Consider the following 21,810-nt stretch of genomic DNA (forward strand, 5'->3'; position numbering starts at 1 on the left):
AAAATATAAAAACTAAAGTATATTCGGCATTATACTTTAAAATCGATGTCAATAATAAAAATCTTGTAGTTAAATTTGAAGAGATAATTTTTAAAAATCCTGCTATAAAAATGCCGTTAAATAATTCCAGCAAGACTACTGAAACAGCTATTTATAAAAAAGCTATGGAGATCTTTCGTCTTTCGAGAAGCATTTCGCATTACCTAATGCATGATCTTGGAAATTTGCAGGTGAATGGAAAAGAAAACCCGCATATTTATTTTACAGGTGATCTCGTACGGCAATCAGTTTCTCTCGCCCCTGAAATTTTAAAGGCTGAAAGTAAAACTTTTTCTGAAGAAAGATATCGGCATGTTGCTTCCCTTACGCGCCTGGTGAATCTTTTACATAAAAACTGTGATCGCCTGGAGCTTTCTAATAGTAATGGTAGGGAGTTTGTTCAAATTTTGAGGAGTGAACTCAAGAAGTTCAGAAAACTTCAGCGCACCTGGATGCTAAAAATGTAAGTCACTTCAGTCATCCTTCTGAAATTACAATTTTCAGCAAAAAAATTCTACACCTGTTCGAAGAAAGCGAGATGCACTCCCTCTATAAGCATATTGGTGCCGATAATGGCAATTATTAATCCCATGATCTTTTCAATTACTACAATTTTATTCTGACCGATATACCGCACCAGGTAATCGCTTGAAAGAAAAGCAAGATGATTAAGGAACATAATTAAACCAAACATGGCGACAATTATAACCATGTCTAGGTAACTGGCCGTCGTGGTATAATTCAGGACTGTAACTATAGTTCCCGGACCCGCCAATATAGGAATAGCCAAAGGTGAAATGGAGATACCTTCGTTAAAATCAATTTCAGTCTGGTTATCGATACTGGATTGCTGCGCCCTGATCATTTCAAAACCGACGAAAAAAACCAGGATTCCCCCAGTTATTTTAAAGGCAGGAATAGTTAATCCAAAGAGATCAAATATATATTTTCCCAACAAGACAAAACCGGCAATAATGACAAATGCAGTAAAAGTTGCTTTTTTCGAGATAACTTTTTTCCGCGCACCATCGGCTTGCTTTGTAAGACTCAAGAAGATAGGAATATTGCCCACAGGATTATTTATCGCAAAGAATGCGGTGAAGGCTCCAATGGCATATAACCAGATACTTTCCATAAATGTTTACCTTTTCAACCAGACCATAGCTGATCAAATTTTAAAGTGTGCAAAAGTAATTTGAAAGTTTGGATTTCAAAGCAATAACCTATTAAAGTTTAAGGATTTTCGCAGTTGAAAATCTCTTATAAAAGGAACTATTTTCTGCAAAAGCAGCCTCCCTTTTTTCTAGGGGAGTCTGCTTTTATAACTACATATTTCTTCTATACTGCCCCCCAACTTCAAACAAAGCGGTGGTAATTTGGCCAAGAGAACAAACTTTGGTGGCTTCCATTAAAATTTCAAAAAGATTTTCGTTATTCACAGCAGCATCCTTCAACTTATCCAGCGCATCATCTGCCTTATTGCCTTTAGCTTTATGAAGGGTTGTAAGCGTCTTTATCTGATGTTGCTTTTCCTCTTCCGTCGCTCTTATTACCTCTCCCGGAGTAACCGTAGGAGATCCTGTAGAACTAAGGAAAGTATTTACCCCAATAATTGGAAAATCTCCGTTGTGCTTTAAAGTTTCATAATAAAGACTTTCCTCCTGAATTTTTCCGCGTTGGTACATGGTTTCCATGGCTCCCAGAACACCTCCCCTTTCGGTAATCCTGTCGAATTCCAACAAGACTGCTTCTTCAACAAGATCTGTAAGTTCTTCGATAATAAACGAGCCCTGGATTGGATTTTCATTCTTGGTTAATCCAAGTTCTTTATTGATGATAAGCTGAATTGCCATCGCCCTTCTTACTGAAGCTTCTGTTGGCGTGGTTATCGCCTCATCGTAAGCATTTGTGTGCAGGGAATTACAGTTGTCATAAATAGCATAGAGCGCCTGCAACGTAGTCCTAATATCATTAAAATCTATTTCCTGTGCATGCAGTGAACGACCAGAAGTCTGAATGTGATACTTCAGCATTTGGGCTCGTGGATTAGCACCATATTTGTGCTTTAATGCTTTCGACCATATTTTCCTGGCTACCCGACCAATAACTGCATATTCGGGATCTACTCCGTTAGAGAAAAAGAAGGAAAGATTAGGACCAAATTTGTTAATGTCCATTCCGCGGCTCAGGTAATATTCTACATACGTGAATCCGTTAGCAAGGGTAAAAGCAAGTTGGGTGATAGGATTTGCCCCTGCTTCAGCAATGTGATATCCTGAAATGGAAACCGAATAAAAATTCCGCACTTGTTCTTCAATAAAATATTGCTGAACATCGCCCATTAATCTTAAAGCAAATTCCGTAGAAAAGATACAGGTATTTTGTGCCTGGTCCTCCTTCAGAATATCTGCCTGAACAGTTCCTCTAACAGAACTCAACGTTTTCTGACGAATATCTTCATAAACTTCAGCATCCAAAATCTGGTTTCCGGTTAAGCCCAGAAGCATTAAACCTAAGCCATTATTCCCTTCAGGCAGGTCACCTCTGTAAGATGGCCTGTCAATTCCATTATCATCATAAAGCTCCTTCAGTTTCGCTTCAACTTTATCTTCAAGATTATTTTCTTTGATGTATTTTTCACATTGCTGATCTATAGCTGCATTCATAAAAAAGCCGAGCAGCATTGGCGCGGGACCGTTTATGGTCATACTTACCGAAGTCATTGCATCTGCAAGATCAAAACCGGAATACAACTTTTTGGCATCATCAAGGCAACAAATCGACACTCCGGCGTTTCCAATTTTTCCGTAGATATCGGGACGATGATCAGGATCATTTCCATAAAGCGTCACAGAATCAAATGCCGTGGAAAGTCGTTTTGCAGGCAAACCTAAACTTACATAATGGAACCTCCTGTTAGTACGCTCCGGCCCACCTTCTCCGGCAAACATCCTCGTAGGATCTTCTCCCTGTCTTTTAAACGGATAAAGCCCGGCAGTATAAGGAAATTCTCCCGGCACATTTTCCTGAAGGCACCATCTTAAAATATCGCCCCAGGCTTCATATTTTGGAAGTGCAACCTTTGGAATCTGCGTATGGGAAAGGGATTCAGAATGGGTGTCGATTTTAATCTCTTTATCCCGAACTTTAAAAGAATAAACCGGCTGCCTGTATTTATTTACTTTTTCGTCCCAACGCAGAATGATTTCCCAGTTATAAGGATCCAGATCCATCTTTACCCGATCAAATTCCTTTTTAAGCAGGACTGTAAATTCTTTATTTTCTTCGGAAGTCGCTTCTTCCAAAGCCTCTTCATCAAGACCAAATTTGGTAAGACCTAACTTTACATTGGTTACAGATTCTATGGTTTTGTAAATTCCGTAGAGCTTTTGTGCTACTTCTGCCTGAGATTTGGCTTTTTCGTCATAGCTCCTGTTATTTTCAGCAATTTCAGATAAATAGCGCGTACGTTTAGGCGGAATTACGAAGATTTTCTCGCTCATTTCTCTGGAGATCTCGAAAGTGGAATTCAATTCTGAATTCGTTTTCTCATCGATCTTGTCCATGATGTTTTTATAAAGCGTATTCATCCCGGGATCGTTAAACTGAGATGCAATAGTGCCGAAAACTGGCAATTTTTCAGCATCTTCATGCCATAGCGCATGGTTTCTCTGGTACTGCTTTTTAACGTCCCGCAGTGCATCCTGAGCGCCACGTTTATCGAATTTATTGATAGAAACCAGATCTGCAAAATCCAGCATGTCAATTTTTTCAAGCTGCGTTGCCGCTCCAAATTCGGGAGTCATTACGTAAAGAGAAACATCAGAATGATCCAGTATTTCTGTATCTGACTGTCCAATTCCTGAAGTTTCCAGGATGATCAAATCAAATTCAGCCACCTTAAGAACTTCTACAGCTTCAGCAACATGTTTAGATAACGCGAGGTTAGATTGTCTTGTGGCGAGAGAGCGCATATAAACCCGCGGACTATTAATGGAATTCATTCTTATTCGATCTCCAAGCAATGCGCCGCCGGTTTTTTTCTTGGAAGGATCTACAGAAACTATTCCGATATTTTTCTCAGGAAAATCGGCCAGAAAACGTCTTACCAGCTCATCAACAAGACTGGATTTCCCGGAGCCTCCTGTACCGGTGATTCCCAGGACTGGTATATTTTTTCCGGATTTTTCTACTTCAGAAAAACTCTTTTCAAACTCTTCATGATTATTTTCAGCTAAAGAAATTAGCCTTGCAATGGTGTTTACATTCTTCTCCTTCAGTGATTTTTCTACAGCATTTTCTTTTGGTAGTGCAGGTGTTGAATTATCTACCTGCTTCACCATATCATTGATCATTCCCTGCAATCCCATTTCACGGCCATCATCTGGAGCGTAGATTCGGGTAATTCCGTAGTCCATCAATTCTTTGATTTCTTCCGGAAGAATAACTCCGCCGCCACCGCCAAAAATCTTAATATGACCAGCACCTTTTTCCTTAAGCAGGTCATACATATATTTAAAATACTCGTTATGCCCGCCCTGGTAGGATGTCATTGCAATGGCATGTGCATCTTCCTGAATTGCACAATTCACCACCTCTTCCACACTGCGGTCATGCCCCAAATGAATCACCTCCACACCGGTGGACTGAATGATCCTTCGCATGATATTAATTGCCGCATCGTGGCCGTCAAAAAGTGAAGCGGCTGTGACCATTCGTATTTTATTCTCAGGAGTATATGGTTTCTGTTGTTCCATTTTCAATAATATCAATTTTTTGATGCTGCAATTTACGAAAATTGTAGTTTTTACTGCGCCTCTTTATGAATTCAGTAATACTAAATTCATTAGAAGTCAAAACCCTGTAAAATGCCTATTTTTAGGCCTGAAAACAGCATTTATGAGCAAAATTACGCTTCTTATACATTGTCCTGATGCCTCAGGGATTATCGCCAGCGTTACATCTTTTATTTATGAGCATAAAGGTAATATAATCTACATTGATCAATATGTAGATGTTGAAAACGAGATCTTTTTTATGCGTCTTGAAAGCGAATTTGCTGAAAAAACAGGAATTGGAGCCATAAAAGAGCAGTTTAAGCATAACATAGGAGAGCGTTACCAGATGACGTGGCAGATGTACACCGCAGGCGCACCCCTAAAAATGGCAATTTTCGTGTCTAAGTATGATCACTGTCTTTATGATATTCTCGGGAGGTATAAATCTGGCGAGTTGGAGGTGACTATTCCAATGATTATAAGTAATCACGAGAACCTCAAACCTATTGCTGAAAGTTTTGATATTCCGTTTTACCATGTACCCGTTCTTAAAGGTGAAAAAGGAAAAGCTGAAGCCCGTCACCTCAAATTACTTCAGAAGGAAAAGGTAGATCTTATTGTCCTGGCGCGTTATATGCAAATAATACCACCCAATCTTATCAAAGCTTTTCCCAACCGGATTATAAATATCCACCACTCCTTTTTACCGGCCTTTGCAGGGGCAAAACCTTATCATATGGCCTATAAACGTGGAGTAAAAATTATTGGTGCGACAAGCCACTATGTTACCGAAGAGCTGGATGCGGGACCGATCATAGAACAAGATATTTCGCGTATTTCCCATAGTCACTCTATAAATGACCTGATATTAAAGGGAAGAGATCTGGAAAAAATCGTCCTTGCCCGCGGAATAAAATTGCACATAGCCCGAAAGACACTTGTTTACAATAACAAAACAATCATTTTTGTTTAATCTCTCCAGAGTTCTGCAATTGGAGACTGCCTGCTGAAAAACCTTTCAACATAAAAAGCTTTTATTTTATCCTATCTTTGAAAAAAGAAAACTATGAAAAAGTATTATTCTCTATGTCTACTATTGATTTTCACATCCTGTGCAGAATTGCAGGATATTGCAAGCCAGCTACCGCAAGGAGGATACGGGGTGAGTAATAATGACATAGCAGCAGGTCTTAGACAGGCACTGGACATGGGAATAGAAAAACAAGTAACCAAGCTGACTCAGGAAGATGGTTTCTTCAGAAATGAACTTGTACGTATTACATTACCTCCGGAATTGCAGAAGGTAGACCAGACTTTACGGGATGTGGGACTGGGATCCCTGGCAGATGAAGGTTTAAAAGTACTTAACCGGGCTGCAGAAGATGCAGTTCAGGAAGCGACACCTATTTTTGTGAATGCAGTACAGGAAATCACTTTTACAGACGCACGGAATATATTATTAGGCGCTGATAATGCTGCCACTCAATATTTGAACAATAAAACAGAAACTGCATTATATTCTAAATTTAATCCCGTTATTCAGAATTCTTTAGATAAAGTAGGTGCTACCCAGGTTTGGGGTAATCTTATCCAAAGATATAATAGCTTGCCGCTCACCTCCAGAATAAATCCTGACTTACCTGACTATGTAACGCGGGAAGCCTTAAATGGGGTATTTACAATGATTGCTGTAGAAGAAAAACAAATCAGAGAGCAGGCTGCTTCAAGAACCACCGCCTTACTACAAAAGGTTTTTGCTTTACAGGATTAGCCACAGCTTATTATAAACTTAATGATAATTAACAGGATTCACATTATTCCCCAGCATTTTACCACAATGTTAACTGTAGATTAGTAAATCTTAAGGCAGTAGCCGGTTACCTTTGTAAATGAATAAAATGAATTATGTTTAGAATTTTTACAAAAAAGAATCGGGAGGAGCGGCTTTGTGAAAAATATAAGGAACTTATGTATAAAGCATACAAGTCCGCACTTTACGATAAAGAAGAAAGCAATAAACTCAATTCCCGGGCGAAAAAAATCTTAAGGGAATTGCGTAGATTAAATTACCGGGAAATCGACGCGTGGTCCTGAAGCGTTAAAAAATAATCCAACGCCTTTATAAGTCGGCTTCCATACCAACTAAAGAATTCTCCATCTACCAGTAGTACTTCTGCTTCTATGTCTTTAAATAATTTTTTATGTTTTTCCTTAAAAGGATAAGGTTCTGTAGAAAGAAGAATAAGATCCAAATCAAGATTTTGTAACTCTTCAAGATTAGTTTCGGGATACCTGCCGGAAAATTCATTTTTGAATCCGTTAAGCTCCAGCAATTCGTTTATAAATGTATTATTCCCAGCTACCATTAGCGGATCTTTCCAAATGAAGTAAGCAACTTTTTTTGTTCTCTTTCCTTCAACTTTACGCTCAACTTCTTTTTTCTTATTTCGAACTGCTGAAATCATTTTCTCAACAAGCACTTCCTTTTTAAAAATTTGGCCGTACTGTTGCATTAAATCAAAAGCACCCTTCAGCGTTACAATATCTGAAACATGGACAGGAGCTATTTTTTCAAGTTCCAGTACCATTTTTTCAGTGTTTTCCTCTTTATTGCAGAGAATAAGATCTGGCTGAAGTGCTTTTATCCTCTCCAAATGAACAGATTTTGTCCCTCCAATAATTTTCTTCCTCTTCCGTAAATCTTCAGGATGAACGCAGAATTTAGTAATACCGGAAATATGATCCTCCAATCCAAGATCAATTAACAACTCGGTTTGACTTGGTACTAAGGAGATAACACGTTTTGGATTTTCAGGAATTTTGATCTTCCGTTGGAGTTGATCTGTAAATTCCATAGGAGATTAAAGTTGCTTTAGCTCCTCTTCCATTTGTTTCTGAAGAACTTCTGCCTTGGCACCGGCAACTTCAGCAAAATTGGAAGAATCTGAAGCGTAAATAATCTTTCGGGAAGAATTAACCAGAAGACCTATATTCTTATTCATTCCATATTTACACACTTCTTCCAGCTTCCCACCCTGTGCACCTACTCCGGGAACCAACAAGAAACTATCAGGAACAATTTTTCTTATCTCCTGGAAATATTCGGCTTTTGTTGCGCCAACCACATACATCAGGTTTTCTGAATTTCTCCAGGTTCTGGAAGTTTTCAAAACCTGTTTGTAAAGTTCAAGATCATTAACCTTTTTGGTCTGGAAATCAAAGGCACCTTCATTTGAAGTTAATGCCAGTAAGATTGTATGCCGGTTTTCAAACTCCAGAAATGGCTCTACCGAATCCCTGCCCATATACGGCGCCACGGTAACGGAATCGAAACCCATATCCAGGAGAAAAGTTTTGGCGTACATCCTGGAAGTATTGCCTATATCTCCACGCTTGGCATCTGCTATGGTATAAATTTCGGGATAATTGTCGTGCAGGTAATCTACTGTTTTTTGAAGAGCTTTCCAGCCTTCTATTCCGCAGGCTTCATAAAAAGCAGTATTTGGTTTATATGCCACAGCAAATTGCTGGGTGGCATCAATAATCGCTTTATTAAAAGCAAAAATAGGATCTTCTTCTGATAGTAGGTAAGACGGAATTTTTTCCAGGTCTACATCTAAGCCGATACACAAAAAAGACTTTTTCTTATGGATTTGATTTATCAGCTCTTGAATTGACATAGAAGTTTGTTTAAAGTTTAAGGTTTGAAAAGTTTAAAGTTCCGTTTTGATGATCGTGCATCAAGTTTAATTTATAATAAATCTCACTTTATTCTCTTAGATTTTTCTTTTTTCTGCCCTCTTTTTCTTCACCCTTCACCCTTCAATGTTTAAAAAACGTCTGAATTCTCCTTAAGCTTCTCGGTATTCTCTACCAACTGAAGTTCATCAAGGATCTTCTGAATATCACCGTTAATTATATTAGAAAGGTCATATAAAGTTAAATTGATCCTATGGTCTGTAACCCGTCCCTGTGAGTAATTGTACGTCCGGATTTTTGCACTACGGTCACCACTGGAAACCATCGAATTTCTCTTGGCTGCATCTGCTTCCATCTTCTTCGCGAGCTCCATTTCATAAAGTCGGGAACGTAAAACTCTGAATGCTTTCTCCTTGTTTTTATGCTGGGACTTTTGATCCTGGCATTGCGCTACAAGTCCGGTTGGTTCGTGGGTCAAGCGAACCGCAGAATAAGTGGTGTTGACGGACTGACCACCTGGCCCCGAAGAGCAGAAATAATCTATACGAACTTCCTTTGGATCGATCTCCACATCAAATTCTTCAGCTTCAGGTAGTACCATAACAGTAGCTGCCGAGGTGTGTACGCGACCCTGAGTTTCAGTTTGTGGAACACGCTGCACACGGTGGACTCCAGCTTCAAATTTTAAAGTTCCGTAGACATCTTCTCCGGAAACTTCAAAAATCATTTCTTTAAAACCTCCACTGGTACCCTCGCTAAAATCAACAATATTGTGCTTCCAGCCTCTACTTTCTACATACTTGGTATACATGCGGTAAAGGTCACCCGCAAAAATACTTGCTTCGTCACCTCCTGTACCGGCCCGGATTTCCATTACCACGTTTTTAGCGTCTTCAGGATCTTTTGGGACGAGCATCATCCTGATTTTTTCTTCCAGTTGGGGAAGTTGTTCCTTAGCCTCTTCCATCTGAAGTTTTGCCATTTCAGTCATTTCAGGATCACTCCCGTCGGAAATGATTTCTTCAGATTCCTGGATATTTTGCGTTAGTTCCATGTAAACTTCGCGCACATCCATTAATGCTCTTAGGTCCTTATACTCTTTATTTAATTCAATATATCGCTTCTGATCGGCAATTACATCCGGCTGAATGATCAAATCATTTACTTCATCAAATCGCTGCTTTACTATGTTAAGCTTCTCAATCATATAACCCTTCTGATTTTTGGATTAGCAAATTTACGATAAAAACATAACATTAGCCTGAAGAGGCTTTTGAATTATTTAAAGCCGGGTGCAGGATTTTTTTAGAAAACATTCCTGATTTTTTAAATACCGAAAGGCTAAACCAGAGGAACTTTCGGGTGGTGAAATGCGTATGATAGCATGTTGCAAAACTTACACTTCTAGTACATTGATTTCTTTCTCTTTGTTTTTATAATATAAAAATTTTAACAAAGCTGTTAGTCCGGTGATGTTGGCCACAACGTCTGCCAGATAAAAAACTTTAAATTCTAGATAGGCAGCAATTACATAGGCTAAATCTGAAAAAACAAAGCCTATAATGATGAAAACAAAATAAAAAGAGGATTTATTTGAATAACGGTTATTATAAGATATCCCCAAAGTTGAAGCGAAAATTACTGATATTCCAAAGAGCACTATTAAAATATCTGAAAGAAGATAATTATTATCAGGGGACATCATATTCAGCAACTCAATCAGCAAAAAGATATTTAATCCAACGGCACAGATGAAGATAATTTTCTGAAATAAATTTGATTTCAAGGCTCTTACTTTGGGGAAAATTATCCATCCCAATAAAATAAAAAGGAGCATTCTGGAAAGGAAAATAAACATCTTAAAATATTCATTTTCATAGTTAAACAGAAGGGCGTCACACAATAACAACATACAGAAAATTCCAAGTACCTTCTTATCCGGAAACCTTCTATGCTGAAACAGAAAAAAAACAAAAAACAAAAAAAGTGAAAAAAAACGCATAAGGTTCCCAACCGCTTCTCCAAAAAATAGAATTACAGCGCAGTTAATAGCCAGTAAGCATAGAACTGATACCAGCAATAACGTTTTATAAGCTTTCATTTAAGGTTAAGTTAAAAAAACAATTGGGCAAAATGTTTTTTTTATAAGATAAAGGATTTACAGCTATCTCCTCAATTCTTTCAAGAATTAATAGACAAAGTTCCCATATTTACTGTTAATGCTCAACTTTTTATTTTCAGAAGCTTCCACTCTTCCTATAATTTGTGCATCAATATTAAAAGACCTGGAAATATTAATGATTTCAGGGGCTATTTCTTCATCAACATATAGCTCCATACGATGGCCCATGTTAAAAACCTGGTACATTTCTTTCCAGTCGGTTTTACTTTCTTGCTGAATAAGTTTAAAAAGCGGTGGCACTTCAAACATATTATCTTTTATGATATGCAGATTATCTACAAAATGAAGAATTTTTGTTTGTGCTCCGCCACTACAGTGAACCATTCCATAAATTTCTTTACTGGTAAACTTTTGAAGGATTTCCTTAATAACAGGCGCATACGTTCGGGTAGGGGAAAGTACCAATTTGCCTGTATCCAGAGGAGCGTCTTCTATTTTATCGGTAAGGGATTTTGTGCCTGAATAAACGAGATCTTCAGGAATGCTATTATCAAAACTTTCCGGATATTTTTCTGCCAGAATTTTGGAGAAAACATCGTGTCTGGCAGAAGTCAGTCCGTTACTTCCCATTCCGCCGTTATACTCCTTTTCATAAGTTGCCTGTCCAAAGGAAGAAAGACCTACAATAACATTTCCGGGTTTTATGTTAGCATTATTGATCACATTACTGCGTTTCATTCTGGCTGTGACCGTAGAATCCACAATTATTGTTCTTACAAGGTCTCCAACATCTGCCGTTTCCCCGCCTGTGGAATGAATCTCTACTCCGTACTCTTTTAATTCAGCAATTAATTCTTCTGTACCGTTAATAATGGCAGAGATAACTTCGCCGGGGACAAGATTCTTATTCCTGCCTATCGTTGAAGAGAGCAGAATTTTATCTGTAGCGCCAACACATAATAGGTCATCGATATTCATTATCAATGCATCTTGCGCAATGCCTTTCCAAACCCCGAGATCCCCGGTTTCCTTCCAGTACATGTAAGCAAGCGAAGATTTTGTCCCGGCACCATCGGCATGCATCAACAGACAAAATTCTTCATCTCCCGTAAGATAATCAGGTACAATTTTGCAGAAAGCTTTAGGAAATAAACCTTTATCTACATTTTTAATTGCGTTGTGCACATCTTCCTTACCAGCTGAAACACCACGGCTGGCATACCTTTTACTAACTTCCTGACTCATGAGTAAATCTGAATTTAAGTTTCAAAGATAAGGAGTTTAGTTTTGCCTGTGAAAGATTTATAGAAGCAAAAGTAACTGGTTGGATGCCATATCAAGATCGCTACGAAGAAAAATATCTGCTGTTACAAAAAAAGCCACGGAGCAATTTGCTCCGTGGCTTGTATAAAGATTATGTAAATCAAATTATCTTGTAAACAACAACTCTCTGTACTTGGTTAATGGCCATAATTCGTCATCCACCAATAGTTCTAGTTTATCACAATGATATCTGATCTCATCAAAGTAAGGTCTAACATCATCACAATAGGAATGTGCTTTTTCCTCAGCATCTTCCATTTTGTTAGCTACTTTACGAGCTTCTATCATTTCCCCTACTTTGCTGTTAATAGCAGCAATGTGAGTAGAAATACTTTCGATAATACCCAATTGCTCAGCCGCATATTTCTTGTAGTGTTCTTCGTAGATTTCTTTTATTCCCCTCACGTTCTTAATAAGAACGTTTTGGTAGCGTATTGCTGTCGGGATAATGTGGTTTCTGGCAATATCTCCAAGAATCCTTCCCTCAATTTGAATACGCATTGCATACTCCTCAAGTTCAATCTCGTGGCGGGCTTCAACTTCCACCCTGTTCATTACCTTAAGATCCTCGTAAAGCTTGATAGTTTTTTCTGAAATCTGAACTTTAAGCGCCTGTGGTGTTTTTTTGTTATTACTTAGACCTCGCTTTTCTGCCTCTTTCTCCCATGCTTCGCTATAACCGTCTCCTTCAAAACGAATTTTTTTGGATTCCTTGATATATTCACGAAGAACATTAAAGATGGCATCATCTTTCTTCATTTTCTCATCCTTGATAAGCTTATCAACTTCAGTTTTAAAGTCAATTAACTGCTTAGCCATAATACTGTTCAAAACCGTCATTGGATTTGCACAGTTAGCCAAAGACCCTACAGCTCTAAATTCGAATTTATTTCCTGTAAAGGCAAAAGGAGAAGTCCTGTTCCTGTCTGTATTGTCAAGTAAAATTTCCGGAATTTTACCTACTACGTTTAATTTAAGTTCGGTTTTTTCCTGAGGGGATAACTTCCCGTCAGTTACTTTTTCAAGTTCATCAAGAACCGCTGTTAGTTGAGAACCAATAAATGCTGAAATGATCGCAGGAGGAGCTTCGTTAGCACCCAGTCTATGGTCATTTGATGCACTTGCAATTGCAGCTCTCAACAATTCTTCATTATCATGTACCGCTTTAATAGTATTGATGAAGAACGTAAGGAACTGAAGGTTCTTCATTGGCGTACTTCCGGGAGCCAAAAGATTTGTTCCGGTATCAGTACTTAAAGACCAGTTATTATGTTTACCACTTCCATTAATTCCTGCAAAAGGCTTTTCATGCATCACTACTTTAAAGTTGTGACGCTCCGCCACTTTACCCATAACATCCATGATAAGAGAGTTATGATCTACCGCAAGGTTAGCTTCTTCAAAAATAGGAGCAAGCTCAAATTGATTTGGAGCAACTTCGTTATGCCTTGTCTTCACCGGAATTCCCAGCTTCATGCACTCGATTTCCAGATCCATGATATAAGACAATACTCTGGAAGGAATAGAACCAAAATAATGGTCATCCAGTTGTTGACCTTTTGCCGGAGCATGTCCAAGTAAGGTTCTTCCTGCCAATTGGAGGTCAGGACGTGTAGCAGCTAAAGCAGAATCAATAAGGAAATATTCCTGCTCCCATCCAAGGGTTGCATTTACTTTAGTTACGTTTTTATCAAAATATTTTACTACTGAAGTTGCAGCCTGATCTACAGCCTGCAAAGCCCTTAGTAAAGGAGTCTTATAATCTAAAGCTTCTCCTGTGTAGGAGACAAACACTGTAGGTATACTTAGTGTAGTTCCCCATATAAAAGCCGGAGAAGTTGGATCCCATGCGGTATATCCTCTTGCTTCAAAAGTATTTCTAATTCCACCGTTTGGAAAACTTGAAGCATCAGGTTCCTGCTGTACAAGCGCACCACCACCAAATTTCTCTATTGCCGATCCATCTCCGGTAGTTTCAAAAAAAGCATCATGCTTTTCTGCAGTAGATCCTGTTAAAGGCTGAAACCAGTGAGTGTAATGGGTAGCACCTTTACTGATTGCCCATTCTTTCATTCCGGAAGCAATATGATCTGCTACTGAACGGTCTATTTTAGAACCGTTTTTTATAGCATCAGTCACACTCTTGTGAGCTTCTTTGGTAAGGAACTGCTTCATGGTTGTCAGGTCGAAAACATTGCTTCCAAAAATTTCTGACCTTCTACCAGGTTCTTCAATTTTAACCGTAGTACGGTTAAATGTTTGTTTTAAAGCTTCAAATCTTAAGGTTGACATATTATTTTGGTTTGAAAATTTCTAAATTCGATCGCCAAATTTATTAATTTTTATTCAAACCCCCCTTAAAATCAGCGACCATTTAAAAAAAATTATGTATTCTTCATTATGACCCCTGAATATTAACCTAAAAATGCAATACTCACAAAAATCGAATAACTTACAAATAATATTACACCTTTATACCTTCCCAAAATAAACCTTGTTGGCAAAAAAGCCAGAGGAATTAATACAAATGCCACTCCTATCATCCAAAAGATATCATTGGAAAGAAGTGCTTCAGATTTTAAATAAATAGGCTGAATCAAGGCAGTAACCCCCAATACAGATGCAATATTAAAAATATTTGAGCCTATAAGATTTCCAAGGGACAGCGCCTTTTCTTTTCGTAAGGCAGCTATTACCGAAGCTGCTAATTCAGGAATACTGGTTCCAACAGAAATCATGGTAACAGAAATTACCCTCTCACTTACACCAATCGCGGTTGCAAGGTCCACTGCACCTTCCACCAATAGTTCTGATCCTCCCCAAAGCGCAACGCCACCAATAATTAGCCATAAAATCATCTTGAAGTTCGAGACTGTTTTCAAAGATTCATCTACTTCTTCTATTGCTATGCCCGTTCTCTTACGAGAACGGGTTATAAGTGCAATAAGATATATTACCAGGGCTATCAACAGGCAAAAGCCTTCTAATCTTGAAATATTCCCCCCACTCTTCAAAAGAAAATATAAAGCAATGGAAAAAATCATCATTACAGGCCAGTTAAAACTGTAGAAGTCACGATCAATCGCAAGAGGTGTTATGATTGCCGTTATTCCTAATACAAGGCCGATATTTGCAATATTTGAACCTATTACGTTTCCTAACGATATATCTGAAAAACCATCGAGAGCAGCCTGCAAACTCACCAGCAACTCTGGAGCTGAAGTTGCAAAAGAGACTACGGTGAGACCAATTACCATTTTAGAAAGATTCAGTTTAAAGGATAGGGCGACAGAAGATCGCACGAGGAATTCTCCTCCTACTACCAGAAGAACCAGGCCTAAAAGAATGAAGATTATACTCATTAGTTTTTTTTGCGAAGATAATAGAATCTTTCAAGGTTTATAGTAAACCTCAATTCCATCGAAAACCTAAACTCTCTTAGTATCTTACAAAATGATTACCGGTTTCTTCATAATGTTCAGATCAACCTACCTCCATATATAAATCAGATTTCCAAAAAGTGAAATAACAACTATATTTATAGTTTTTAAACTATTTTTTTCGTTAATTTGAAAAATCGCCAAAAGTTCGATTATTAAATCATTCATTCTATGGAGAAATTAACCAATAAAGAAGAAGAAATCATGCGGATCTTGTGGAAGCTGGAAAAAGCATTTGTAAAGGAAATTATTCCTGAAATAAAAGATCAAAAGCTCCATTACAATACCGTTTCTACCATAGTAAGAAATCTTGAGGAGAAGGGTTATGTTTCACATAATACTTTTGGTAATACTCATCAATATTTTCCTGTGCTCTCCAGAGAATCCTATCGCAATCAATTTATGAACCTGGCGACCAAGAAGTTTTTTGATAATTCTTATAAAAGCGTCGTTTCCTTTTTTGCCAAAGAAGAAAAAATTAGCGCCGAAGAATTAAGAGAAATACTGGAGATCATTGAGAAAAAGGAAAAATGATGGAAACTACTATAATATATCTTCTTAAAAGTGCAGGCCTGCTGTCAATTTTCTTTTTATTCTATCAATTACTACTAGAAAAAGAAACAGCTTTTAGCCTGAACAGGAAATTTTTAGTCGGAGGAATCTTTGCTTCCTTTATACTTCCGGCCATTTATTTTACCCGAAAAGTATTTATAGAAGCGCCTATAGTTAATGCTGAATTTTCTCCGGAAATGTTTCCCAGCACGTCTCTTATACAGGAAACACAAATAAACTGGTGGAATTTAGCCGGGATAATTTATTCAGTGAGTGCCGGATTACTGCTCTGTCAATTCGCGATTAGGTTGTTCGCTATTCTGAAGTTGATAAAAACTCATCATTTTAAAAAAGCTGAAGGTTTTAATTTTATTAAAATTAATCGCATTACAGGACCATTTTCTTTTTTCCACTATATCATTTACAATCCCGCATCACATTCTCAACGCGATCTAGAGTTTATTTTACAGCATGAAAGAGTGCATGCTGCACAGCTACATTCATTAGATATTATCCTCGCCAACCTAACTACCGCCATTCTTTGGTTTAATCCCTTTAGCTGGTGGTATAAAAAAACTATAGAACAAAACCTGGAATTTCTTGCAGACCGGGAGACGGTCGCTGCTGCCGGATCGAGAAAAGCGTACCAACATGCGTTGATCAACGTCTCGGTTCCTGAATTTCAGCCTGCTTTAACTAATCATTTTTATCAATCATTTATTAAAAAACGAATCGTTATGCTAAACAAAAAACAAGATAACAAGCCGAAAATGTGGAAAATTAGCCTCATACTTCCAGTCCTGATGCTCTTTATGTTTTTCTTCAATGTAAAAACAGAGGCCCAAATTTTACAAAAAGAAGAGAATTCTTCAGAAAAATCAAGTGAGACCCAAACTTTAGATTCTTCTACACACGAGGAAAATAAAGAAAGTCCACTTTACGTGTTAAATGGTGCACCTTCAAAAAAGGCAATTATCGATACTATTCATCCTGAGAATATCGAAAAGGTAGACGTATTAAAAGGTGCAAAGGCTACTGCGCTGTATGGTTTTTCAGGCAGGAACGGGGTCGTTTTAATCAGCACAAAACCTTCGGAATCAGCTAGTGAATCACAGAATAGCAATTCTGAAAATGTAGTAAAAATAAAGAAGATTTCAGGAATTACAAACCAGGATGCGAAGCTTATTATTGTTAACGGTGAAATAAAAGAAGACGACTTTGACCTAGATTCTATAGAACCCGAAACTATTGAGCGGATTGAAGTGGTAAAAGGAGAAAAGGCAATTTCCGGCTACGGAGAAAAAGCTAAAAACGGTGTAATAAACGTGGTTCTCAAAGATTCTGAGAGAAATTCTTCTTCCGAAGCAAAAACTATGAAGATAACAAAGCAGAGAAATAGTACTATTTATGGTACAGGTAAGAAAACTACAGATAATTCAAGCAATCAGCAGGAGGAAAAACCGCTAATAGTCCTGGATGGAAAAGTTATGCCGCAGAGCTACGACTTTAATGAATTAGAACCTTCTGAAATCGCCTCCATAAATGTTCTTAAAGGAGCAAATGCAACTGAAAAATATGGCGAAAAAGGTAAAAACGGAGTTGTTGAAATTATTACGAAAACTAATAAGGAGAGTAATTCTCCTGATTAAAATTCTAAATCGTTTTCCATTACCCCGGAATCCACTTCTAATGAATGGTGTTCCTGATGGTCAAATAAGCTGGAATGACAAGGGTAGCATTTCCATTAATTCAAAAGACTGAAATTTAAAAGGCCAAAATTCTGAAGGAAAAATAAAATTATTGACATCATGCAAAAAGCCATCGTTACTGATGACTTTTTTGTTCTGCAATACCTATAAACAGATAGGCCAGACATTTATAATTTAATATCTTTGGGAAAAGGATACATAATTATGAAGAAAACTTTCTTTAAAGCCCTCGCAAAAGCAAACAAGAAGATCTTCCCCAGCTACTCCCAGCAACAGCTGGACCTTCAGAAAGCTACTAATGTCCAAAAGGCAATTATCGGCTGGAAACTTTGGGTTACAAAAAATTCTCTGGATTAATATTCTTCTGGACAACCCACACTAACCTAATACTGAATGAGCGACTCAACGGGAAACTGCGAAAGTTTCTTTCTTCCGTTTAGAAAACCAAGCTCAATAATAAAATTGCACTGCACTACCTTCCCCCCCAGCCTTTCGACTAAATTACAGGCCGCACGAGCCGTTCCTCCGGTAGCGAGAACATCATCGTGAACAAGCACATTCTGGCCTTTTGAAATTGCATCCTTATGGATTTCTAATACGTCAATCCCGTATTCCAGATCATAATTTTCTTCTAAGGTTTCTGCAGGCAACTTTCCTTTTTTCCTTACCGGAACAAAACCCGCATTCAGTTTTTGAGCGAGTAAAGGCGCAAAGAAGAATCCGCGGGATTCAATCCCAACAACAACATCAATATGCTGACTTTCAAGCCTTTCAATAAACAAACTGACCGCATGATCCATAGCCTTTGGATCCTGTAGCATCGGAGAAATATCTTTATATGAAATTCCCTCCTTCGGAAAATCTTGTATTTCCCTAATGTAATCTCTTAAATTAATCATGGCTGCAAGATAAAAAACTGAGCCCGTATTTGCATTTTTTACTTACTCATTTTCTCCGCTTTCTCCTCAAGTTTATTCACCTGGGTAGGATAAGGATTTTCCTTTAAAGTCTTTGCAAGGTGTACCATATTATGCGCCATGAGAAGGATCATATTATTTGTAAATTCATGTTTATGCCCTTCGGCTTCTATATAAGAAGGTCCGGGACCAGCTTCGCCAACGTAATATGCAAAAGCATTCACAGGAACTGTAAATCCGTGTTCAGAAAGATCGAATAGCATGCTGGAAATTGCCTTTTTCGCACCATCTTCGTTTCCATCTATCATTACGCCGGCTACTTTATTATAGGTAGGATATTGGCCATTTTCGTCATTACCTTCAGACATTATGCCGTCAAAGCGTTCTGCGACCATTTTAGCAACAGAGCCACGATCCCCACGCCAAATTGGTGTTGCCAGGATAAGCATGTCTGCTTTTTTCACTTTTTCAAGAATTGAAGGCCAGGCATCTCCGTCACCTTCATCAGAGGTCACTCCAAAATGCACATTGTGATCTACCACCCTCACAATTTCAGAGGTTACGCCAAGATCTGCGAAAACTTTTTCAGCATTTTTGATAAATGCTTCGGTATTTGAAGTTTCTGGTGATTTTTTAAGGGTACAATTAAGAAATAGAGCTTTTAGTGCCATAATTGATTTTTTAAATTAATACTTAGCTGAACTTATTTAAATCTAATAATAAAAGCAGTTAATAAGAGGTTAAAGGAGCCTGTAAAAACAGTCATTCAGCATATTTTATTAGATTTTTAAGGAATGTGGAACACAAAACGAATCGTTAATCTGAATTTTCAGTTCTAAAAATTGTCTGTTTAGGAATGAAAATTCCATAAAAAAAGAGGCTGCACAAAAATGACAATTTTCGACCTACTGAAATTTCAGTATCGGATTTTCACTTTTGAACAGCCCCTGGAAATTTCTTCAGAAAACGTTATTCGTTTTTTTGTTGCTTATTTTTGTCTTCTTCAAATTTATCGTGCCGCTTCGCATCTTCTTTTCTTTGTTCATCGCGGTTGGCATTCTTCCATTCCGGACTTTTCTTCGCATCTTTCTCGTCCTGAAATTCTCTTCTATCTGATTCTTTATTACTCATGACACATTTTATTTATACAGTTGTTATTACTTTCTCTTAAATATAACGAATTCGAAAAAGTTCAAATAGCTGATTAAAAGTATTTTAACAGGGATTTATAATGTATCATAAAAAGCAAAAGAGTTTCAAGTTCAGTTTTTTCGAAAGCAAATTGCTCCACAGGCGGTCGATAAAAATTATTTACATGAAGATGTAATTGCTGACCTAAAAAGCCGACTATCTGCTCATCATAAAGAATGCCAGCTTGAAGCCTAAGCATGACCCTACTCATGCTTAAGCTACAAATAAGCTGGCATTCGAATTTTCTTCAGGATTTCGCTATTTTCTTAGATAAATCTACTAGGAAGTCCGTGGATCTTCTTTTCAAAAACCTTCAGGAGCAATGGATGTAATTCCATATTTCGAAAACTCCTTCTTCCATTACAAATAAAAGACCAGGTAACGCCAAAACAAGTCGTCGATAAATAAGTTGATCGTATCAGTAGAATTCACTTCCGAAGAAAATATGTTTCGAAGCCAATCTCTTATAATAACAATTTTCGGCTTTGAGAGAAAACAATGATAGAATGAATTGGAACTTATCATCTATGGTATTTTCAAAGGAATTTTATATAACACGGCTGAATAATCCTTAATATTGCTGAATAATTCCAGCCTACTTCATGAACAAAAAATTAAAATACGGACTCCTTCTTGGTTTCCCTTCCTTAGCTTATTTTGTCTACCGCAATTTTCCAAAATTGAACATTCTCACCGGTTTTGCTGCCAAAAATGTATGTTCCTGCACATTTGAAGCAGGACGGGAGCTAAAATCCATAGAAGCCGGGGACAATAACTTCCTTCCGGTTTTTTACGCTAAAAATGAGATAAATTATGAGGCAAAATCGGTTTCCTCGACTATTTTCGGGTTAAAAAAGAGAACATCGGTTTACAAAGAAGGTATTGGCAGCATTCTTTTACCTGAAAACACTCCTGAAGCTGTTCCGAAGCTTCCAGTTCCTAATCGCCAGAATTTTAATTTAGACTTACCTTATCCTTTTGGACAGCGGCAACCTGAAAATGCCAATTTTCGGACTATAAACCGGGAAGCGCTGAAGCTTGCTGTGGAAAATGCCTTTGATGCCGAAGACAGCAATTACCAGAAAACAAGGGCTGTATTAGTGCTTCACAAAAATAAGCTTATTGAAGAAAAATATGCGCCAGAGTTTTCATCAAATACAAAATTCCTGGGTTGGTCCATGACAAAAAGTGTTACAAGTGCGATTTTGGGAATACTTGAGAAAAAAGGGAAAATTTCGCTCTCCCAGGATCATCTTTTCAAAGAGTGGGAAGATGATGAACGTTCAAAAATTACTCTGAACAATTTACTGCAAATGAACAGTGGCCTGGAATGGGAGGAAGATTATACCAAAATTTCTGATGTTACAAAAATGCTCTTTATAGAAGGGGACATGCCCGGCGTACAGATAAAAAAACCGCTAAAAGGTGAACCTGATAACAGCTGGAACTATTCCTCTGGAACTACAAATTTATTATCACGTTTTATTCGGGATCAATTTGCCACGCACCAGGAATACATGGATTTTTGGTATAGCGAACTTATCGACAAAATCGGGATGCACTCCATGACCATAGAACCAGATTTAGAAGGTAATTACATTGGCTCCTCCTATGGTTGGGCTACTGCCCGGGATTGGGCAAAATTTGGATTACTTTATCTTAACAAAGGAAACTGGAACGGCGAACAAATTTTAAATGAATCCTGGGTTGATTATACTGCACAGCCTACCCATGGTTCGAATGGTGAATACGGTGCCCATTTTTGGTTAAATGCTGAAGCTCTATATCCCGATGTACCGAAGGATATGTTTTCCTGCAATGGTTTCCAAGGACAGTATATTTTTATAATTCCTTCAAAAGATCTTGTGGTAGTAAGATTTGGCTTAACGGAATCTCCTGACTTTGATATCAACAATTTCCTGAAAGAAATAATAGATGCTTTTAAGTAGTGATCTCTTAAGTCTATAGAGGATTTAACTGCAGAAAATATCGCGGAAAACAGTCGGGTTCAGAATCATGAAATCGAAACATAAAATAAAA

The 21,810-nt window shown here is 37.8% G+C and carries 20 protein-coding genes; 8 read left to right on the forward strand and 12 right to left on the reverse strand.

Annotated features, from left to right (window positions below; genetic code table 11):
• Positions 1 to 110 precede the first annotated feature (110 nt).
• Positions 111 to 506, forward strand: a complete 396-nt coding sequence (locus RM541_RS11110; RefSeq protein WP_311500219.1) for a hypothetical protein — start codon at positions 111 to 113, stop codon at positions 504 to 506.
• A 47-nt stretch (positions 507 to 553) separates the two neighbouring features.
• On the opposite strand, the gene RM541_RS11115 is transcribed toward RM541_RS11110, so the two are convergent.
• Complete coding sequence (locus RM541_RS11115) at positions 554 to 1,174, reverse strand: MarC family protein (protein ID WP_311500220.1); 621 nt, start codon at positions 1,172 to 1,174, stop codon at positions 554 to 556.
• A gap of 190 nt (positions 1,175 to 1,364) precedes the next feature.
• Positions 1,365 to 4,796, reverse strand: a complete 3,432-nt coding sequence (locus tag RM541_RS11120) for a methylmalonyl-CoA mutase family protein (RefSeq protein ID WP_311500221.1) — start codon at positions 4,794 to 4,796, stop codon at positions 1,365 to 1,367.
• Between the two features lie 142 nt (positions 4,797 to 4,938).
• Between RM541_RS11120 and purU the strand changes: the two genes are divergently transcribed.
• The 3 genes from purU (at position 4,939) to RM541_RS11135 (ending at position 6,911) form a co-directional block, all read left to right on the forward strand.
• Positions 4,939 to 5,790, forward strand: coding sequence for a formyltetrahydrofolate deformylase (gene purU, locus RM541_RS11125; protein ID WP_311500222.1), 852 nt, complete (start codon positions 4,939 to 4,941; stop codon positions 5,788 to 5,790).
• 93 nt (positions 5,791 to 5,883) lie between these two features.
• Positions 5,884 to 6,588 (forward strand): DUF4197 domain-containing protein, encoded by a 705-nt coding sequence (locus tag RM541_RS11130; protein ID WP_311500223.1) that lies wholly within the window; start codon positions 5,884 to 5,886, stop codon positions 6,586 to 6,588.
• A 134-nt stretch (positions 6,589 to 6,722) separates the two neighbouring features.
• Complete coding sequence (locus RM541_RS11135; RefSeq protein ID WP_311500224.1) at positions 6,723 to 6,911, forward strand: Lacal_2735 family protein; 189 nt, start codon at positions 6,723 to 6,725, stop codon at positions 6,909 to 6,911.
• Here the strand turns inward: RM541_RS11135 and RM541_RS11140 are convergent.
• The 7 genes from RM541_RS11140 to RM541_RS11170 all read right to left on the reverse strand — a co-directional run bounded on the left by RM541_RS11140 (position 6,884) and on the right by RM541_RS11170 (position 15,323).
• The gene (locus RM541_RS11140; RefSeq protein WP_311500225.1) at positions 6,884 to 7,672 is read right to left on the reverse strand and encodes an ABC transporter substrate-binding protein; all 789 of its coding nucleotides are present in this window, start codon (positions 7,670 to 7,672) and stop codon (positions 6,884 to 6,886) included. The genes RM541_RS11135 and RM541_RS11140 overlap by 28 nt on opposite strands.
• A 6-nt stretch (positions 7,673 to 7,678) precedes the next feature.
• Positions 7,679 to 8,497, reverse strand: coding sequence for an orotidine-5'-phosphate decarboxylase (gene pyrF, locus RM541_RS11145; RefSeq protein WP_311500226.1), 819 nt, complete (start codon positions 8,495 to 8,497; stop codon positions 7,679 to 7,681).
• Between the two features lie 149 nt (positions 8,498 to 8,646).
• Positions 8,647 to 9,723, reverse strand: coding sequence for a peptide chain release factor 1 (gene prfA, locus RM541_RS11150; protein WP_311500227.1), 1,077 nt, complete (start codon positions 9,721 to 9,723; stop codon positions 8,647 to 8,649).
• 189 nt (positions 9,724 to 9,912) lie between these two features.
• Positions 9,913 to 10,302, reverse strand: a complete 390-nt coding sequence (locus RM541_RS11155) for a hypothetical protein (protein ID WP_311500228.1) — start codon at positions 10,300 to 10,302, stop codon at positions 9,913 to 9,915.
• 402 nt (positions 10,303 to 10,704) lie between these two features.
• A complete protein-coding gene (locus RM541_RS11160; RefSeq protein ID WP_311500229.1) occupies positions 10,705 to 11,883 on the reverse strand; it encodes an AIR synthase related protein in 1,179 nt (392 codons plus the stop codon).
• A 183-nt stretch (positions 11,884 to 12,066) separates the two neighbouring features.
• A complete protein-coding gene (locus RM541_RS11165) occupies positions 12,067 to 14,253 on the reverse strand; it encodes a glutamine synthetase III family protein (protein ID WP_311500230.1) in 2,187 nt (728 codons plus the stop codon).
• Positions 14,254 to 14,375: 122 nt separating this feature from the next.
• On the reverse strand, positions 14,376 to 15,323 hold the full coding sequence (locus RM541_RS11170; RefSeq protein WP_311500231.1) for a calcium/sodium antiporter: 948 nt from the start codon (positions 15,321 to 15,323) through the stop codon (positions 14,376 to 14,378).
• A 249-nt stretch (positions 15,324 to 15,572) separates the two neighbouring features.
• On the opposite strand from RM541_RS11170, the gene RM541_RS11175 reads away from it, so the two are divergent.
• The 3 genes from RM541_RS11175 to RM541_RS11185 all read left to right on the forward strand — a co-directional run bounded on the left by RM541_RS11175 (position 15,573) and on the right by RM541_RS11185 (position 18,019).
• Entirely contained in the window at positions 15,573 to 15,935 is a 363-nt protein-coding gene (locus tag RM541_RS11175) for a BlaI/MecI/CopY family transcriptional regulator (RefSeq protein WP_311500232.1), read from the forward strand.
• Positions 15,932 to 17,602, forward strand: a complete 1,671-nt coding sequence (locus RM541_RS11180; protein ID WP_311500233.1) for a TonB-dependent receptor plug domain-containing protein — start codon at positions 15,932 to 15,934, stop codon at positions 17,600 to 17,602. The genes RM541_RS11175 and RM541_RS11180 overlap by 4 nt, the downstream gene beginning before the upstream one ends.
• Before the next feature lie 264 nt (positions 17,603 to 17,866).
• Positions 17,867 to 18,019 (forward strand): SsrA-binding protein, encoded by a 153-nt coding sequence (locus RM541_RS11185; RefSeq protein WP_311494927.1) that lies wholly within the window; start codon positions 17,867 to 17,869, stop codon positions 18,017 to 18,019.
• A 26-nt stretch (positions 18,020 to 18,045) separates the two neighbouring features.
• On the opposite strand, the gene RM541_RS11190 is transcribed toward RM541_RS11185, so the two are convergent.
• From RM541_RS11190 to RM541_RS11200, 3 genes are all read right to left on the reverse strand, one after another.
• Positions 18,046 to 18,558, reverse strand: coding sequence for an adenine phosphoribosyltransferase (locus RM541_RS11190; protein WP_311500267.1), 513 nt, complete (start codon positions 18,556 to 18,558; stop codon positions 18,046 to 18,048).
• Positions 18,559 to 18,599: 41 nt separating this feature from the next.
• Positions 18,600 to 19,250 (reverse strand): flavodoxin family protein, encoded by a 651-nt coding sequence (locus RM541_RS11195; protein ID WP_311500234.1) that lies wholly within the window; start codon positions 19,248 to 19,250, stop codon positions 18,600 to 18,602.
• 298 nt (positions 19,251 to 19,548) lie between these two features.
• Positions 19,549 to 19,710: a hypothetical protein gene (locus tag RM541_RS11200; RefSeq protein WP_311500235.1), complete on the reverse strand. Its 162-nt coding sequence runs from the start codon at positions 19,708 to 19,710 to the stop codon at positions 19,549 to 19,551.
• A gap of 662 nt (positions 19,711 to 20,372) precedes the next feature.
• On the opposite strand from RM541_RS11200, the gene RM541_RS11205 reads away from it, so the two are divergent.
• Positions 20,373 to 21,719 (forward strand): serine hydrolase domain-containing protein, encoded by a 1,347-nt coding sequence (locus RM541_RS11205; protein ID WP_311500236.1) that lies wholly within the window; start codon positions 20,373 to 20,375, stop codon positions 21,717 to 21,719.
• The last annotated feature ends 91 nt before the right edge of the window (positions 21,720 to 21,810 follow it).

This window comes from Autumnicola psychrophila (assembly GCF_031846645.1).
Lineage (GTDB): Bacteria > Bacteroidota > Bacteroidia > Flavobacteriales > Flavobacteriaceae > Autumnicola > Autumnicola psychrophila.